The organism is Dyadobacter chenhuakuii, assembly GCF_023821985.2.
Lineage (GTDB): Bacteria > Bacteroidota > Bacteroidia > Cytophagales > Spirosomataceae > Dyadobacter > Dyadobacter chenhuakuii.
The window spans coordinates 2,348,633-2,366,943 of record NZ_CP098805.1; the positions used below are offsets into that span (position 1 = coordinate 2,348,633).

The following is an 18,311-nucleotide window of genomic DNA, read 5'->3' on the forward strand; positions in this document are numbered from 1 at the left end:
ATTTATGCCCGTTTAAGCATGCTTTCATGGAGGAATAGTTTTTTACGCATCCAGGCATAATCAACAACTATTCACCATTTGCATGTATGAAAAATGACGCAACGGTTTTGGATTCACCAATCCAGAAAAAGCAAGAATTGCCTGAATATGAATTAGTTAATTTAACTATCAACGGCCAGTTTTTCAAACTCAAATTGCAACCTTGGGTCAGTCTTCTCGATGCAATCAGGGAATACGCCGGTCTTACCGGGACCAAAAAGGGATGCGATCATGGCCAATGCGGCGCCTGCACGGTGCTCATTAACGGCAAACGCATTAACTCCTGCCTTACACTTGCTGTAATGAAAGACGGCGAGGCGATCACAACCATTGAAGGGCTTTCGGACGGCACTGTCAACCATCCTTTGCAAGACGCATTTATAGAGCACGACGCTTTCCAGTGCGGTTACTGTACGCCGGGACAAATCTGTTCTGCGGTGGGAATGCTCAATGAGGGCCGGGCTGATTCTTTGGAAGATGTGCAGGAACTCATGAGCGGCAATATATGCCGTTGCGGTGCTTATAACAACATTAATGCAGCCATTATGGATGTTAAATCGAAAATGGCATGAACAGTTTTTCATACAACAAAGCCTATGACGTCGCAGAAGCTGTGGCGGACATTCAAGTTCATGAACAGGGCAAGTTCATCGCAGGCGGCACCAATTTGCTGGACCTGATGAAAGAAAATGTGATGAAACCGGATCATTTGACGGACATTAACCGGCTTGACCTGGCTAACATCACTGAGCATGAGGACGGCGGATTACGGCTCGGTGCACTCGTTACCAACGCCGACACAGCATGGAATGAACTCGTGGAGCAACGCTATCCCCTGCTTTCCAAGGCTATTCTGGCCGGTGCGTCGCCGCAGTTGCGTAATATGGCTACCAATGGCGGCAACCTTTTCCAACGAACCCGCTGCTATTATTTTTATGACACGGCCACTGCCTGCAACAAGCGAGAGCCTGGCTCGGGTTGTTCAGCAATCAACGGCATCAACCGCATTCACGCCATTCTGGGAACGAGCATGCAATGCATTGCCACGCATCCTTCGGATATGTGCGTGGCGCTTGCGGCACTGGATGCGAAGGTGAATATTGCTGGCCCTAATGGCGACAGAACATTAGAATTTGCTGATTTCCATCGGTTACCCGGCAATTCACCACATTTGGATACCAATGTTTCTCCCGGAGAACTGGTTACGTCCATTGACCTTCCTCCGAGCAATTTTACCAAAAACGTTTTTTATCTGAAAGTCCGCGACAGGCAGTCCTATGCATTCGCACTGGTTTCCGTAGCAGCGGCTCTGGATCTGGACGGGGATGTGATCAAGGATATCCGGGTTGCGATGGGCGGCGTTGCGCATAAGCCCTGGCGGCGCAGGGATGTAGAGGAAAGTTATATTGGAAAAACGGCTTCTACGGAGAATTTCCAGGAACTGGCCGAAACCATGCTCACAGGTGCAATTGGTTTTGGTGGTAACACTTTCAAAATCGAATTGGCCAAAAGAGCAATCGTACGTGCTTTGAATGAGGCGCTCAAAACAGGAGAAAATCTATGAAAACGCAATATATAGGAAAGCCCGTCAGCCGGGTGGACGGACTGGCGAAGGTTACGGGCAGTGCCAGATATTCAGCCGACTTTAAAGTGGAAGGCATGCTGTATGGCTACATTGTATCCAGCGGCATTGCAAAAGGAAAAATCCTGAACATTGACACTTCGCAGGCCATGTCGCTGAAAGGCGTTTTGCAGGTTTTCACACATGAGAATGTTTCCGGCCTGCCTTGGTTTAGCATTAAATATAAGGATATGGATGCGCCTACCGGCTCTCCGTTCCGGCCTTTGCACGACGATAAGATCATTTACAGTGGTCAGCCTATCGCATTAGTCGTGGCTGAAACTTTCGAGTTGGCGAGATATGCGTCCTCATTGGTGAAAGTGGAATATCAGGAAGAAGGATTTACGACCGATCTGATCCAAAACCTCGAAAATGCATACAAGGCGCCGTCCGGGAAAATAGGTTTTGTTCAGCCCAAATCGCGTGGTAATGCAGAAGAAGCATATGAGCAGGCGGAATTCAAGATGTCCGGTTCTTACCAGCACGGAGCAGAGCATCATAACCCTATGGAGCTGTTTTCAACCACGGCCATCTGGGAAAATGAAAAGCTGACTGTTTATGATAAAACGCAGGGGGTTTCCAATTGCCAGTTTTACATTGGTAATGTATTCGGCCTGGCGTATAAGGATGTACGGATTATTTCTCCCTACGTTGGCGGCGCTTTCGGATCCGGACTAAGGCCTCAATACCAGCTTTTTATGGCTGTGCTTGCTGCGCTTGAATTAAAAAGACCTGTTAAAGTGGGGTTGACGCGCCAACAGATGTTCACATTCGGGCACAGGCCGGTTACTATGCAGAATGTTGCCCTTAGTGCGTCTGCGGATGGCACATTAGAATCCATTACGCACGAAGCATACTCTGAAACTTCCAGGTTTGAGAACTATACAGAGATCATCGTAAACTGGTCTGGGACAATGTATAATTGTGATCATGTCAAATTGAAATATGATCTGGTGGGGCTGGATATGTATACGCCTGTAGATATGCGTGCGCCGGGCGCTGTTACGGGTGCGCATGCGATGGAAAGTGCAATGGATGAATTGGCATATGAACTGAAAATGGACCCGTTGATTTTCCGACTCAAAAATTATGCGGATGAGGACCAGACTGAAGGAAAACCATTTTCCAGCAAGGAGCTGATCGCATGTTATCGGGAAGGTGCAGAAAAATTCGGATGGACCAAAAGAAACCTCGAACCGCGCTCAATGCGGGAAGGAAACCAGCTGATCGGCTGGGGAGTGGCTACTGCTGCCTGGGATGCATTCCAGATGCCTTGCCGGGCAAAAGCCTTACTATCCATTGACGGAAAGCTGGTGGTAAGCAGCGGAACTTCGGACATTGGAACCGGCACTTACACCATTATGACGCAGATTGCGGCAGAAAGTTTAGGCCTGAAAATCGAAGATGTTACATTCAAACTGGGAGATACCAATATGCCGCTTGCGCCGCTGGAGGGTGGTTCATGGACGGCAGCTTCCGTGGGCGCAGCCGTGAAAGGCGTATGTGAAGATGTGCGAAAGAAGCTGGCAAAAATGGCTGTCAAAACCAAAGGCTCCCCTTTCTATAATGCTGACCAGAAGGGCATTTCGTTTGATTCGGGAATGTTGTCGGAACCAAATGACAGCTCGAAGTCGATATCAATTGTTGACCTGATGCGGCTTGCGGGCGTTAACAGCATTGAGGAAACCTCAACCAGCGGCCCAAACCCGATCAACAAAATGAAGTACACTTTTAATTCGCACGCGGCAGTTTTTGCGGAGGTGAAAGTGGATGAAGATCTCGGGATCGTCCGTGTGACACGCGTCGTATGCGCGGTCGCGGCGGGAAAGATCCTCAATCCGAAAACGGCAAGAAGTCAAATCCTGGGCGGCGTTGTTTGGGGAATTAGCAAGGCATTGGAGGAAGAAAGCAAGATGGATCACCAGTACGGGCGGTTTATGAACCACAATCTGTCCGAATACCACGTGCCGGTAAATAAGGACATTAACGATATCGAAGTGATCTTCGTGGAAGAGAAGGACGACATTGTGAATCCATTGGGTATCAAAGGCGTGGGGGAGATTGGGATTATCGGAGTGGCGGGAGCCATTGCCAATGCCGTGTTCCATGCAACCGGTGTACGCGTCAGAAACCTGCCTATCACTATGGACAAAGTGCTTCAAATCGCAGAAGACGATCACAATCAGATATCGGTTTAAAACACTTTGAATGGCATAAAAAAAGCGTGGCGATTGATCGCCACGCTTTTTTTATGCCTTCTCGATCCATTCGATCATTTTTTTTCTTCCGGCCTCGTCGGGAAGTTTACCCAGGGCCGCTCCCAAATTATCGGTCACATGTTTTACGTCCGAAGTTCCGGGAATGGCGCAGGTTACGGCCGGATGGCTGACAATGTATTTCAAAAAATACTGAGCCCAGCTCCTGATATCATAGTCCGCTGCGAAGGCCGGCAATTCCTTGCCCTTGACCGCCCTGAACAATGCGCCTTGCTCAAATGGCTCGTTGATGATCACGGCCACTCCATGATCTTTGGCCGCATTCAGCAGACTTTTCTCGGCATTCCGCGAGCGGATGGAATAATTGAATTGGACAAAATCGACTTCCTTTGCCTTCACGATCTGTTCCAGCCGGGCGTGTGCGGAATCTGTGTAATGCGTAATACCGATGTATTTTATCTTTCCCTGCGCCTTCCAGTCTTTTAATGTCTTTAAATGGGTCTGCCAATCCTGCAAATTATGGATCTGCATGAGCTCGATTTTTTTCCGCCCCATTTTTCTGAACGAATCATTCATTTGCGCTATCCCCTGCTCCTTCCCGGTTGTCCAGACTTTGGTAGCGAAGAAAAACTTATCGTTGTTTTTCAACTCGGTGGTAAGCGCTCCGATCACCTCTTCTGCACGCCCGTACATAGGCGACGCGTCGATCAGCTTGCCGCCTAATGTCTCCATTTCCTGCAAAACCTTGGTCAATGCTGCTCTTTCGCTCGCTGCCTGGCCTACATCGAATTGCTGCCAGGAACCAAGACCGATTACCGGAAGTTTTTCGCCACTGGCAGGGATTGTTCTTTCTATCATTATTTTCTGTTCAGGTTTTGCATGAGAGAACAATGGATTTAACAACATTGCACCGCTGGAAAAGCCAATGCTCTTGATAACATCACGACGGGAAAACGAATCTTTCATATTTAAAGGGCAGGATAAAAAAGCTTACATGGCCTAATTTACACAACAATCCTAAAAATTACCCCACAAATCAAAAAAGGAGCCCGGCTCGCGGCCAGGCTCCTTTCTCAAATTTTCACACCAAAATGTAACTTCTTATTTTTTCTCGATGGTCACATTAACTTTATAATCCTCGATTTTAGGCGTTTGTGTGCTTACCGGATAAGGCTGCAATTCGCTTACCGTCAGCATGTAGTTCTGACCACTTAATGTGAACGCCTGCGAATCCGCTTTTGCATCTCCTTTGAAATCAACATTAACCTCCGTGGAATTAGTCGCATCGGAAACATTGAGCTTGATTTTTGCGCTTCCCATCTGAATACAAACTACATCCTTGGGACAACGGCTGTCATTCACTTCCCTAAGGTCTACCTTTAAATCGGCGCCCGACGCTCCGGCGCCCGAAGCTGCAATTTTGGTCTGCTTGCGGTAAGGCACGCTGGTTGACTGTGGCTCGGGCTGTGGCGTTGCGTTTTGTTTCTCGTCACAAGCCATAACCGAGAGCCAGATTAGTGCAAATAAAATTGTTCTTTTCATGCTAATAGTGCTTTTTGTCATACAGTTTAGAGAAACACACGGCAATAAAAAGGTTGTAACGAAATGCGAAAATATTACAGAATTCCCTAAACCTCGAAAGGGATGAACTGACTTCCAGATCCTTTACCGACCACTGATCGACGACTGTTTTTACATGAGCCATCACAAAGCAAAACAGCCGGGAAATTTTCCCGGCTGTTCCTTCATCATGTGGAAAAATTATTCCTTATCCCACATTATTACCATCTTTATCTAATCTCACCCTGGCACTTTCACTGCCTTTGGCTACTTGTAATTCGTAATATGGTGTTTTAGCGCCCTCTTTTACCAGAAATGCTTTCTTCACCGTCCAACCCGAAAACTCTTCTCCTTTAATGGTTTTTTTAATTCCCTCAGGAAGGTCTTCCGGTTTTACCGCTACCTTATCTTCTTTTGAAGTTGTAGTGGTTTTTGTCGTTGTCTCTTGCTTGGTTTCCGTTTGAGCGGACTCTGTTGTTTGCGCTGTGACTTGAACAGAAGCGAAAGAGATAAGTGTCATGGCCAATGCCGATACTATTAGCTTTTTCATAATTTGGGTTCGTTTGAACTTGTTTATTTTACGTTTCTGTGCATCCGCACTGTTGGGTAAAAAGCTAACATCATTATGCCAAAATACTTAACAAACTCATTTTCAATATTTTAATAAAATACGACATATTGAGACTGTGTCGAACGAAATCCACGTTTTGTGGGATTTATAGCCAGCTTAGGTCAATTCAGGACCTGCCCTTCTTTGTTCACTTTCATCCGGGATTGCTCATCCGCCTTCCTGACCACCAGTTCGTAATATTGCCCGCCGTCGTCAGCAACCACCAGATAGGCATCCGAAATCGTCCAGCCTGCATAAGACTTGTTGTTCAACGCATTGCGTACTTTTTCGGGAAGATCCTCCGGCCGCACTTGTACGCGTTTTTCCAGCTCGATAACTGTTGCCTCTTTAACGAAACGCACTTTATGAATGCCATCGCCGGTAAATGCAGAGCCGACAACACCAGCCCCGAAAATCAGTGAACTCAGTAAAAGTCCTTTTTGAAAAAACGTCTTATCCATTTTCATAATTGATAGCTCATACTGACGCCTTAGTCGGAGTCAATGCTATATGGCTAAAATTATGCCTGCCCGAAAACAAAGAAGCCACACCCGGATGGGCATGGCTTCAAAGCGAACGGAATCTGATTATTTATCGTAACCTGGGTTTTGTACCAGCTTCGCGTTACGGTTGATCTCATCACGGCTGAAAGGACGGAAATACATTTTATCAACCCATGTACGGTTTTCATGCGATTTCTCGACAACCGGGGTATAAGTGTAAGTATAAACGTCTGTATCATAGTGATACGGCTCTTTCATCGTCTTACCTGGCTTGAACTTGCCCAAAACGTTGATGTATTCCAACGGACGACCCAATGTTTCTTTGGCGATCATCCAGCGGCGTGCATCGTGGTAACGTTGCTCTTCGTAAGCCATTTCAATGCGTTTTTCATGACGATACGCTTCTTTCAAAGCAGCGCCGGTCACTTTCAATGCGGGCATACCGGAACGGAAACGTATCCTGTTAAGCCATAGCAAAGCTTCCGCTTCCTGGCCTACTTCAATGCTTGCCTCAATGTAGTTGAACACAACTTCCGTAGTACGGATGAACGGCCAAGGGATATTCTGACGGTCCGTATTGTCATACAATGCAGGGTTTGGATCAATGAATTTACGCATGTAATATCCTGTACGGCTACCATTCCAGTCTTCGATTGAGCTGCTGCGTGTATCCAATCCTTTGCGGTTGATCAATGCGCCTTTGTCATCCAAAAGGTCATATGCACCTGTCTGGATCTGGTTCGCAGGATCTTTTGCATCCGATGGGCGCGGCTTCCAGTCTGCACCGTCAAACATTACGGTTGCGTAGAAACGGGGATCGCGGTTTTTGTAAGGAGCTGCTTTGTGCGTTGGATTGGTCCAGCTGAAACGTGTTCCGTCCATCAGTTCGTAATCATCAACCAGCAGGCCGATAGGCGTATTTCCAGCCCAGTTGTGGTAACCGTTAGGACCGTTGTTCAAGCCGGTCTGACGGGCACCTTCGCTAAGGCTAGGTGTGAAATACCGTCCGAAAATGATTTCATTGGCAGCAGATGCGTCCAGTGATTTATCAGCACTCGCACCGCCCATAGCGATGGAAATGTAATTGATCCTTCCCTGTGCAGGCGTTACCGGAGCAGTCAGATTAAGTTTATATCCACCGTCCGTTGCAGCCAGTGCCGCTTTTGCAGCAGCATGCGCAGCCGTCCAGCGCGCCTTTCTGTCACCGGATACATAACCCAGGAATTCAGGGTTAGGGTAAGCAGCAAGCACAGCTGATTTGGCTTTCGCAGTCGTCATATCATGCAAATCGCTGGCAGCATAAACCAACACTCTGGATTTCAGCGACAATGCAGCCGCTTCGCTTGCACGGCCTTTCACAATCGTTTTGCCTTTCAGCAACATGGCAGCGCTGTCCAGGTCAGTAACGATGCGGTTCACACATTCTTCATAGGTGTTACGGGGCACAGAGTAATCTTCATTCAGGTTATAAACCCTCGTAATGATCGGCGCAGATCCGTAGTAGCGAACAAGCTGCTGATAGTAATATCCGCGCAGGAAATAAGATTCTCCCATCAGACGGGCTTTCAAAGTTTCATCCGTGAAAGTCGCCGTTTTCAGATTAGCAATCGCAAGGTTTGCAGCCCTGATCCTGGTATACATCGGGCCCCAGCCATAAGTATCATCTACCCAGCCAAGATTGGAAGGACTCAAACTTCCTTCGTTTACCGTATTAATGTTCCGGCCTGTGTGCGTAAATACTGCTTCATCCGTAAGAGAAGCCAGCATCTGCTCACTAAAACCGCCTTGCTGAAGACCCGCGTAAATACCTGTTACAAATCCTTCGGCAAGCGGACCTTCCTTCCAAACTTCTTCTGACGGAATTTCAGTTGGAGGCGTTACGTCCAAGAATTCCGTGTCGCAGGACACCAGCCCGAATGAGCCAAGTGCTGCTAAAAATATCCAATGTTTATAATTCAGTTTCATTTCTAATTCTTAAAAAGTTACACGTACACCTGCATTAAGTACTCGCGATTGCGGATAGTATTGTCCGTTTGAGCTTGTAGATTCCGGATCCCAGATCTTAATCTTGTCAAATGTGAACAAGTTAAGTCCGTTAACATACAGTCTCAGGTTACCCAAACCGATTTTGCTTCCAATTTCAGAAGGCAGATTGTAACCAAGCTCAATGTTTTTAAGACGCAGATAATTGTTGCTTCTCAGGAAATAAGTGTTGGCACCGGCGTTGTCGAAATTGGTATAATAAGTGTTATTTCTGTTGGCCAGCCTAGGTTCTGTTGAACTTGGATTATCGATGGTCCAGCGGTTATCATATGCATATTGCAGATAGTTACCAATGTCACCCGACTCCGTTTGTCCAATGTACTGCAACCCGCCTAATGCGCCCTGGAACAGGATTGAAAGGTCAAATGCTTTGTAACCTAAGTTGATCGACGCACCGCCGGTGAATTGCGGACGGTTTGTTTTTTCAGATCTTACTTTATCATCAGCTGTGATTCTTCCATCTCCGTTGATATCCTTAAACTTCATGTCACCCGGACGGATCGTTCCTGTGATACCTTTGTAATCCAATGGGTTGGCATCAACTTCGCTCTGATCGCGGAACACACCGTCGTACTGATACGCCAGGAATGAGTTATATGGCATTCCCGTTGTCTGCTGGTACGTAGGTGCACCCGGCGTTTCATCCCAAAATTTGATCTGGTTCTTCGCATAACCACCATTCACGCTCACAGAGTAAGTAAAGTCGTCTAAGCTGCCATCATAGCTCACTTTGAATTCCCATCCTTTGTTTTGCAGCTTACCCAGGTTTTGAGGAGGAAGTTTTCCGTCAATACCGGCACTGGAAGGCGTAGAACCCGTTTTTGGGATCAGAATATTCGAACGGTTGTTCACGAAATAATCAAATTCGAAAGCAACTTTATCGCGGAACAATGTTCCCTCGATACCGAAGTTCATATTGTTGGCAACCTCCCATGTAAATGCCTTGTTAGCCACACGTGATTCAAGAAGCGTTTTAGCAACCTGATCGTTGATCACGTAAGAACCAAAGCCCATTGTTGACAAATACTGGTATTCAGCAAGGATTTCTGTTCCGACCAAATACGGCTCAGCTCCCATTTGTCCCCATGAACCACGGATTTTAACATTGTTCAGGAAGTTGATATTGCCCTTCCAGAAATCTTCTTCCGAAATTCTCCAACCTGCCGAAATCCCTGGGAAGAAACCAAAACGGCCATCCTGCGGGAATACGTAAGAACCATCCACGCGCCAAAGGAATTCCGCAAGATATTTCTCTTTGAAGTTATAACCAGCCCTACCGAAGTAGCTCAAACGAGCTCTGTTAAACAAATCTGTATTGTTATAAGTTATCCCGTTAGCCGTTGTAGAACCTGAGTTACCAATGTTCTGCTCAGGCGTTCCGCCCGCAAAAAGCTGATCCACAACCGGTGAGATAAAGTAGCGACGGTAAGCAAAAAAACCATCCGCATCCACTTTCTCGCGCTGGATACCAGCCATTACGTTGAAGTTATGCGAGCCGAAAGATTTCTCGTAAGAGACCTGACCTGTCAGCTGAATAGACAATTCCTGAGAGGAAGTTTCAGTCAAACGCGGATCGCTGAATGTAGAACGAACAGTTCCCGTCAGGAATGGAGAAGTTCCATCCGCTTCATAGGTTTTCTTATCCCAATAATAAAGCGTCCATGGTTTCTGGAATGACTTCTGACGGCGGATTTGCTTATCAATCGCTGCCATTGCATTCACTTTCAAGCCTTCAACACCCGGAATAAGGATTTCGAGAGAACCGTTTGTTTGGATATAGTCACGTTTGTCATGGTTATAACCTGTTGTGTTGGTTGTAATAACCGCAGGGTTTTGACCATTCTCAATATCAGGACCAGGTCTTCCGTCCGGCCAGATCGCGATCTCAGTAGGTTTTCCGCGCATCAACATACGGAAAATATCACCTGCACCACCACCATTAGGGAAACGACGGAATTCTTCACGAAGCGTCAGGCCCAGGTTCGCACTTACATATTTGTTGATTTTTGTATCCAGATTGATACGCATATCATACTGTTTGTAACCTGTTGCAGATTTTACATAGTTACCTTCCTGGTTAATGTGTCCGAGGGATGCCAGGTATCTGATGTTCTCACTACCGCCGGTTAACTGCAGGTTGTGACGTTGCTGCGGCGACCAGTTACGGATCACGCTGCCATACCAGTCTGTGTTCGGGTGAATCAAAGGATCAGATCCATCCGAAAATTTCTTGATATCATCCGGTGTGAAAACTGCATTCAATACATTGCCGTTGTCTTTTCTTGTGTAAGCGCCATTGGTATTGAACCCTTGCAACGCACCTGCCCACTCACCTACTTCGAGGTTATCATAAATCTGCAATTCGTTACGGATTGTAGCGTATTGCGTTGCATTTGACATTGTTGGGGTGCGCGTAGGCTGCCCGATACCCATGTTCAAATCGTACGACAACTGTGGTTTTCCAGTCTTACCTCTTTTTGTAGTGATCAGAATAACCCCGTTACCTGCACGCGAACCGTAGATAGCCGCCGCCGCATCTTTCAAAACGGATACGCTCTCAATATCGGCAGGGTTCAGACGGTCCAGACCACCACTTCTGTTGGGAACACCATCCACAACGATCAGTGCATTGCTGTTACCCAACGAGTTGGTTCCACGGATACGGATGGCAGAACCATCGTAACCCGGCTCACCGCTGCCTTGTACAGCAGACACACCCGGCAGACGACCGCTTAATGTGTTGGAAAGGTTGGTTGCTGGTGCCTTTGCCAACTCGCCTCCCTTAACAGCTGTTACCGAGCCTGTTAATGTTGCTTTCTTGGCAGTTCCGTAACCTACAACCACCACTTCTTCAAGTGCTTTGGTATCGGTAAGCAATTTTACATCCAGACTGGTTTTGTTGCCCAGCGGAATCTCCTGTGTAATGTAACCGATAAATGAAAATACCAACGTTGCGGATCCTGGTGCATTCACCGTGTAATTTCCTTCCAAATCCGTGACGGTACCCGTAGAAGTACCTTTTACCACAACGCTAACGCCGGGAAGCCCCTGCGACTGCTCATCATTGACTTTTCCCTTTACCGTAACATCCTGAGCAAATGTACCGGCCGTGACGATGAACGTCAGAAAAAGGGAAAAAAAGTACCGGCTTAGGCCCCGGCCTTTTTCAGGTTTAGAAATCCCCATAAACAGAGTATAGATAGTAGATAGTTAAAAAATAGTTAAACAATGAAAAATCTTGACTTTATACAAATGGCATTCAGGCGTAATTCCTGTGTCTTTTTTACACAATTATTTTGATTAAAAATCAGTCACATTCTTTTCTCCGCGGGACATCATTTTCCGCGTAGCGCTATTATAAAATGTGAGGGGGTTGAAGCAAAAGCGGCATTTGCGCTGCTACATATTTGTCTTTGCGAAGCCGGCGAATTGGTAACCGGCAGTACAAAAAGATATGATATAATTCACATAAACAAGCATTCCTGCTTTCTGACTATGTTTTCTTCGAAAATAACCATAGGTTACTTTACGTATAGTCGCAAACAGTGTCTTTCGGACACTTAAATATTGTTTATTTCATAGATTGTTACAAAAATTTGATTTTCGATGGTGCCTTCACTAAACCAATTTCAACACTTTTCATGGCCATCCGTCGGCGCATCGCCGCATAGAAGAGAGCAAAAGAACATTCCGCCCGGTAATTCATATAACACCAAGCGAATTGTTTTTATTATGTTTTAAAAGAAAATATTTACATCACGTTATAAGCAGCGCTGATAGGGAGTTCAATGCGCTGTCCAGCCGCCGTCAACCGTCATTATCGATCCAACCATGTAGCTGGAAGCTTCGCTGGCCAGGAAGATGGCGGCTCCCTGAATTTCTTGCAGATTGGCCCAGCGCTGTAATGCGGTGGCGCCGATGATGATGTCGCGGGCTTCGTCGCTGTCGGCGATGGGGATGTTCATTTCGGTGAGGAACGGGCCGGGACAGATCGCGTTGACATTGATGTTGAAAGGCGCAAGTTCCATCGCCAGTGCACGGGTCATTTGTACGACTGCTCCCTTACTGGCCGTGTATGGCGTTCTGTTGGCTAGCCCTACCAGCCCCAGCGTGCTGGCCAGATTAATGATCTTGCCGCTTTTCTGCTGCTTCATGATGGGTGTAACGGCACGCGATGCGAGCCACGTGCCGTTTACATTTACATCCATAACCCGGTTAAAATCTGCCGGCGAAAGCTCATCGATCGGCCCGCGTATATTGATACCCGCACTGTTGATCAGGATATCGATTTTACCAAAAGCCGCTATCACGAATTTTGCCATAGCTTGGGTCTGTTCCAGGCTGGTAATGTCAGCCGGGAATGAGGTTATCCGTGTTCCGAATGAGCGCAATTCTTCCGCGCTCGTTTCGGCATCGGCTGCATTGCGGTTCACCAGCACAATATCGGCTCCGGCAGAAGCCAGCCCGGCAGCCATAGCCAGGCCAAGCCCTTTCGAGCCACCGGTGACAACGGCTACTTTTCCTGTCAGATCAAATAGCTTGATTCCTGGTAAATCTGAAACCGACATCATTTAGTACTGATGAAACGACTGTGATACGAATTCGAGCACTTTGGGCAATGACTCTCTCCAATAGGTCCAGTTATGCGCACCATCGCGGATCCTGAATTCATGCGGGATTTCCTTTTTCTTCATTGCAATGTGAACCAGGCTGTTGCCTTCGTACAGGAAGTCATCGTCGCCGCAGTCAATGTACCAGCGAACGGCTTTTTTCTGATCGTCTTTGATGTTGTTGATCAATGCCAGGGCGCTGTGGCGGTTGTAATAATTGGTCACTGTGGAATCCTGAATGTCGGGGTTGGCATTGTTGCGCTGTAAATTCTTTTTCGCGTCCTCCACCGTGATCGGGCCGGCTGCTGCGCTCAATGGGCAGGCCGACGAAAAGAGTTCGGGATGGTGCAACGCATACATGAAAGTGCCTCCTCCTCCCATCGAAAGTCCGGATATAGCCCTGAATTTCTTGTTGGCCTTGATCCTGAACTTTTTCTCCACATGCGGCATCAGTTCCTGAAAAAAGAAATCTTCATAGTTCCAGTCGCCTTTTACATCATTGAAATAACCCCTTCTTCCCGTGTCTGCGTCCGGCATAACGATGATCATGGGCGTTGCGGAACCTTCGCGGATGGCTTTGTCGGTAATGTTAAGGACTTCGCCAAACTGGACCCAGCCGGTGTGGTCATCGCCGGCACCGTGCAGCAGGTAAAGCACAGGATAGCTTCTTTCTGAGGTCGCGTAATCGGGCGGCAGGTAAATGGCGTATTTTCTTTCCGATTTAAGGAGCTTACTGGGAACTGATAAATTATCCATTACCTTGCCCGTTTGGGCAAATGTGGGAACCGCCAGCATAGCCAGCAGAAAAGTAGCGTAAATCTTGCGCATAGATCCGGGTTGATTTGGTTTAAAAAATCCTTCGGACTAAAAAGTAACCGCGCATCACACTTTACCCGCAATGTTAGTAATCATTCCTTTAAAAATGAATGCATGAAAAGGAAGCACCGAGTACCAGTATAACCTTCCCGCCAAGCCAAGGGGGCGAAATGTGGCCGTTTGCTTCAAAACATTGTTTTCATCGAGGCAAAATTCCAGCCAGGCTTCGCCGGGAAGCTTCATTTCCGCGTATAGCAAAAGACGCTTTTCTTCTTTGTTAGCAAGCAGCACCCGCCAGAAATCGAGCGGATCGCCCGGATAGATTTGCTCGGGATGCCTTCTCCCGCGCCGCAGCCCTACCCCGCCCGTAACCTTGTCCAGAAACCCGCGTATCTCCCAAAGCCAGGTTCCATAATACCAGCCGGTTTTGCCGCCGATGGACCAGATCCTTTTCAACACATACTCAGGATCATCGATTTTAAGTTCTCTTTTATCAATAAAACAACCGTTGGTTGGCACTTGCATGTAACTGGAAATGCCTTTGGAAAGTGCCGCACTGCTTTGTGCGCCCGTCCAGCTGGATAAAACCTGATTCTGCTCTATTTTATCAAATGCCAGACGGATTGCTTTTTCATAGCCAATAAGCTCAATGTGAAGCTTTTCCGCGAGATCATTCGGTCGGCAGACAACCTTGACCTTCATGCTGTGCACAAGATTTTTAGCGAGGGAATAAGAGGTGGAAGTGACAAAATAGAGCCAGTAGGACGATAATTTGGGCGTCATAACAGGCACCACCAGAATGCGTCGTTTCAACCCACGGACTTCTGCAAATTTCAGCAGCATCTGTTTGTAAGTCAAAATGTCCGGGCCGCCTATGTCGAAACTTTTCCCATAGGTTTCTTCCAAAAGCAATGTGCCGGTCAGGAAATCGACGACATTACGGATGGCTATGGGCTGACACTGCGTATGCAACCAGCGCGGCGTGATCATGACTGGCAGTTTTTCGACAAGATCTCTGATAATTTCAAAAGAAGCGCTGCCCGAACCGACAATGATGCCAGCACGCAATGTTGTCAATGCATAATGTTCGGATTTCAGGATTTCCTCGACGTTTTTGCGGGAGAGCAAATGTTTCGAAAGATCTTCTTCATTGATAATGCCGCTCAGATAAATGACCTGCCGGGCTTGCGTTCCTTCAACTCTTTGCTTGAAATGCGTGGCAGTGGTTTCTTCCAGTTTCTCAAAATCCTCCCCGCCGCCCGTGGACATGGAGTGGATCAGATAATAGGCGGCGTCGATGTCATCCGGGATGTTAGCAAGCGTTTCTACACGCAAAAAGTCCACTTCCAAAACAGTTGCGTCAGGGAACTGCTGCGCATTGAAACGCTGCTTATCCCTGACGCAACAAAATACTTCATGCCCTGCTTCCAGCAGCACCGGCAGTAATCGCTGTGCAATGTATCCGGTGGCACCCGTCAGTAGGATTTTCATTCAGTTTGATTTATTTCTTTTTAACCTTCATCGCAACGGGGTCCCAGTTGATGATTTTTTTGGAAAAATAACTTTCATTACAAGCCAAAACAGGCGCTGCGGCGCGGAAACCGAAAATCGGGTCTTCAATTGTTCCTACGCTTCCTTTTTTGATGTTGTCAAAAAAATCGGCGAAATGGTTGGCATGCGCATCGTCCTCTTTCGGAGCTGTGAACTTTACTTCTTTTACCGGCTCGGCCTTGCGGGTGTCTTCCGGATATTGGGCATCGTATTGTTTTTTAAAAGCCTGCTGTTCGCTTTCCGAGAACGTGTTATAACTGTCGTATCCCCCGAAACCAGGCGCTTTTGGGAGCTTTTTCTTGGTTAATACCAAATTATTTTCTGTAAATTCTATCTGCCCTTCGGTTCCGATGATACGCGTGTTGTTCGCGATCGCACCAGCATTGGCAAAGTTCACGCGCAGCACCATTTGGAAATTAGCGTGAATGTCTGTTTTTGGGTAATCCAAAATGGAAACCAGCACATCCGGCACGTCACGGCCATCTTTCCAGTAACTCAGCTCGCCTGACGACATAATGCGTTCGGGCCCTAGGGAATTAGTAACAAAATGCACGCCAGTGATCAAATGCACAAACAAATCCCCGCCTACGCCTGTCCCGTAATCCCGGTAATTTCTCCATCTGAAAAAGCGCTTGGCCTCAAACGGAACTTTGGGCGCATCGCCCAGGAATTGGTCCCAATCCAATGTGGTCTGCGACGCATCCGTCGGAATCGAGTAATTCCAGGCCCCTATGGAGTTAAAACGGTCATTATTAGACTCTACATAATTGATCTCCCCGATTTCGCCTGCCTGAAAAAGCCTTTTAGCTTCCTTAAAAGAAGCAGAACTAATGCGCTGGCTGCCGATCTGCATGGTCTTGCCCGATTTTTTCCAGGCGTCGATCACAGAAAGGCCTTCGTTAATGTGGTGCACCATTGGTTTTTCACAATAAACATGCTTGCCGGCCTGCAATGACGCTTTGGTAATATGGTCATGCCAATGGTCCGGCGTTACGATCAGGACGGCGTCAATGTCTTTTCTTTCCAGGATCTGACGATGGTCACGTGTTGTAAAAATATCTTTTCCGAAAACCTCTTTTACCCTGGCCAGCCTGCCGTCATACAGGTCTGCAGCAGCAACGAACTCTGCATCGGGCGCGCCTCTCAATGCAGCTTTCGTATCCTGGTGGCCCTGGATTCCCATCCCGATTGTCGCAAAACGGATCTTATCATTGGGGCTGATCTTTTTGAGGTCTTTGATAATGTTGAAAGGCTTGGCAATGCTTTCAGTAGCTAACAAAGCGGAGGCCGCTGTTACGTTCCTGAGAAATTTCCGTCGGGTAGGATTCATATTAAATATGACTAAAATGTTACATTGTGATGATTCCACTAAAATAAGGAATAAATGTTTGTCGAACCACAACGATCTTCTATTTACAATTTATGGACAACTCGCAACGAAAAAAACTTGTAGATGAGCTTATCGGCCTCATTGAAAAAGGAAACGCACACGTCAGCTTTAAGGATTCGGTTGATGGGTTACCGCCGGAATTACGCACCGTTATCCCGGAAAATCTGCCATACAGCATTTGGCAATTGGTTGAACACATCAGGATTGCGCAGCAGGACATTGTCGATTTTTCCGCTTCTGCCGACAGTCCTTCGCTCGCCTGGCCTGACGATTACTGGGTGGAGCCAACCGAACAAATCAGCGATGAGGAATGGAATCATTCGTTGAAGCAAATTGAAGCAGATCAGCAGCGTTTTCAAGCGCTTTTGGAAGACGAGAAACACGATCTTTTTACGCCGCTGCCCTGGGGAACCGGGCAAAGCCTCCTACGCGAAGCCATGCTTATAGCCGATCACAATGCCTATCACACCGCCGAAATAGTGGTTGCAAGACGATTACTGAAAAGCTGGAAATAAGACCAAAGCCACGTCCCCAGCGGCGTGGCTTCATAATTCTTCTATAAAAATATCTTTATAATAAACCTTTGCTTTTCCGCCACCGTGGATTTGTAACCCGATGAGCCCCTGCTGAGGAATGGATTTGTCCGGCTCGGTATAATCCACAGTTTGCTTACCATTGAGCATAATCCTGATACGGCCGTGTTCACTCCGCACCTGATAATCATTCCAGTCGTTCAGCTTAACCAGTTTGAGCACTTCCGCCGAATCGGGCGCGATGAGGGTTTTGTTCCTGCGGGATTCATCATAAAGGCTTGCCCAAAACTTTTCTCCCAGATCTGCCTGATAACCAATCATTTCATAGGACGGATCCTTCGATCGCACACTATGGAACTGAACGCCTGTATTAATGAAGCCATCATGCCCCGTTAGTTTGAATTTCAGGGTTAGTATAAAGTTTGAATAGGTCTTTTTGGTAACTAAAAATTCATTGTGCGGCACCGTTTCTTCCAGCGAACCACCAGCGATTGTGCCGTTCTCTATCTTCCAGGTCTTCACCGTATCGCCCTCCCAGCCGCTGAATGTTTTGCCGTCAAACAGCGAAACTTTCTTCTTCTGGGGCACCATTGCGATAAATGTTACCAGCATAACTGATAGAAACAGGCATAATGATGTTTTTAACATAACGCAGATATAATGTTGGATCTCGGATAAAAGTCTGCCCGCTATGGACTTTACTATATAGGGTCCGGCTGCAATCCGAAAATGAGTTAGGAACGTAGCTGTTTATTATTCGTGACACGAATGCGCAAATGCCTGTTTGGCTAATGCTTTGTCATTAATATGATTATTTTT

General features: G+C 47.1%; 15 protein-coding genes. 4 read left to right on the forward strand and 11 right to left on the reverse strand.

The window, feature by feature from the left end:
* The first annotated feature begins 86 nt into the window (after positions 1 to 86).
* The 3 genes from NFI80_RS09715 to NFI80_RS09725 are packed head-to-tail and all read left to right on the forward strand — an operon-like array spanning position 87 to position 3,858.
* Positions 87 to 611 (forward strand): (2Fe-2S)-binding protein, encoded by a 525-nt coding sequence (locus NFI80_RS09715; RefSeq protein ID WP_235163187.1) that lies wholly within the window; start codon positions 87 to 89, stop codon positions 609 to 611.
* Positions 608 to 1,603, forward strand: a complete 996-nt coding sequence (locus tag NFI80_RS09720) for an FAD binding domain-containing protein (RefSeq protein WP_235163186.1) — start codon at positions 608 to 610, stop codon at positions 1,601 to 1,603. The genes NFI80_RS09715 and NFI80_RS09720 overlap by 4 nt, the downstream gene beginning before the upstream one ends.
* Positions 1,600 to 3,858, forward strand: coding sequence for a xanthine dehydrogenase family protein molybdopterin-binding subunit (locus tag NFI80_RS09725; protein WP_235163185.1), 2,259 nt, complete (start codon positions 1,600 to 1,602; stop codon positions 3,856 to 3,858). The genes NFI80_RS09720 and NFI80_RS09725 overlap by 4 nt, the downstream gene beginning before the upstream one ends.
* Positions 3,859 to 3,909: 51 nt before the next feature.
* Here the strand turns inward: NFI80_RS09725 and NFI80_RS09730 are convergent, their stop codons facing one another.
* The 10 genes from NFI80_RS09730 to NFI80_RS09775 all read right to left on the reverse strand — a co-directional run bounded on the left by NFI80_RS09730 (position 3,910) and on the right by NFI80_RS09775 (position 16,899).
* Positions 3,910 to 4,842, reverse strand: coding sequence for an aldo/keto reductase (locus NFI80_RS09730; protein ID WP_235163184.1), 933 nt, complete (start codon positions 4,840 to 4,842; stop codon positions 3,910 to 3,912).
* A 135-nt stretch (positions 4,843 to 4,977) separates the two neighbouring features.
* Positions 4,978 to 5,418 carry a hypothetical protein gene (locus NFI80_RS09735; RefSeq protein WP_235163183.1) on the reverse strand — a complete coding sequence of 147 codons (441 nt, stop codon included), beginning with the start codon at positions 5,416 to 5,418 and terminating at the stop codon, positions 4,978 to 4,980.
* Between the two features lie 226 nt (positions 5,419 to 5,644).
* Positions 5,645 to 5,986, reverse strand: coding sequence for a hypothetical protein (locus NFI80_RS09740; RefSeq protein WP_235163182.1), 342 nt, complete (start codon positions 5,984 to 5,986; stop codon positions 5,645 to 5,647).
* Positions 5,987 to 6,168: 182 nt separating this feature from the next.
* Positions 6,169 to 6,507 carry a hypothetical protein gene (locus NFI80_RS09745; protein WP_235163181.1) on the reverse strand — a complete coding sequence of 113 codons (339 nt, stop codon included), beginning with the start codon at positions 6,505 to 6,507 and terminating at the stop codon, positions 6,169 to 6,171.
* A 126-nt stretch (positions 6,508 to 6,633) separates the two neighbouring features.
* Entirely contained in the window at positions 6,634 to 8,514 is a 1,881-nt protein-coding gene (locus NFI80_RS09750; RefSeq protein WP_235163180.1) for a RagB/SusD family nutrient uptake outer membrane protein, read from the reverse strand.
* 9 nt (positions 8,515 to 8,523) lie between these two features.
* A complete protein-coding gene (locus tag NFI80_RS09755) occupies positions 8,524 to 11,778 on the reverse strand; it encodes a SusC/RagA family TonB-linked outer membrane protein (RefSeq protein ID WP_235161711.1) in 3,255 nt (1,084 codons plus the stop codon).
* Positions 11,779 to 12,377: 599 nt separating this feature from the next.
* Positions 12,378 to 13,160: an SDR family NAD(P)-dependent oxidoreductase gene (locus tag NFI80_RS09760; protein WP_235163874.1), complete on the reverse strand. Its 783-nt coding sequence runs from the start codon at positions 13,158 to 13,160 to the stop codon at positions 12,378 to 12,380.
* 3 nt (positions 13,161 to 13,163) lie between these two features.
* The gene (locus NFI80_RS09765; protein ID WP_235161710.1) at positions 13,164 to 14,030 is read right to left on the reverse strand and encodes an alpha/beta hydrolase; all 867 of its coding nucleotides are present in this window, start codon (positions 14,028 to 14,030) and stop codon (positions 13,164 to 13,166) included.
* A gap of 54 nt (positions 14,031 to 14,084) precedes the next feature.
* Entirely contained in the window at positions 14,085 to 15,509 is a 1,425-nt protein-coding gene (locus NFI80_RS09770) for an SDR family oxidoreductase (RefSeq protein ID WP_235163179.1), read from the reverse strand.
* Between the two features lie 10 nt (positions 15,510 to 15,519).
* The gene (locus NFI80_RS09775) at positions 15,520 to 16,899 is read right to left on the reverse strand and encodes a Gfo/Idh/MocA family protein (protein ID WP_233796161.1); all 1,380 of its coding nucleotides are present in this window, start codon (positions 16,897 to 16,899) and stop codon (positions 15,520 to 15,522) included.
* A gap of 92 nt (positions 16,900 to 16,991) precedes the next feature.
* Here NFI80_RS09775 and NFI80_RS09780 point away from each other — a divergent pair, with 92 nt between their 5' ends.
* Positions 16,992 to 17,474, forward strand: coding sequence for a DinB family protein (locus NFI80_RS09780; protein WP_233796160.1), 483 nt, complete (start codon positions 16,992 to 16,994; stop codon positions 17,472 to 17,474).
* 30 nt (positions 17,475 to 17,504) lie between these two features.
* Here the strand turns inward: NFI80_RS09780 and NFI80_RS09785 are convergent, their stop codons facing one another.
* A complete protein-coding gene (locus NFI80_RS09785) occupies positions 17,505 to 18,104 on the reverse strand; it encodes a 3-keto-disaccharide hydrolase (RefSeq protein ID WP_235163178.1) in 600 nt (199 codons plus the stop codon).
* Positions 18,105 to 18,311: the final 207 nt, after the last annotated feature.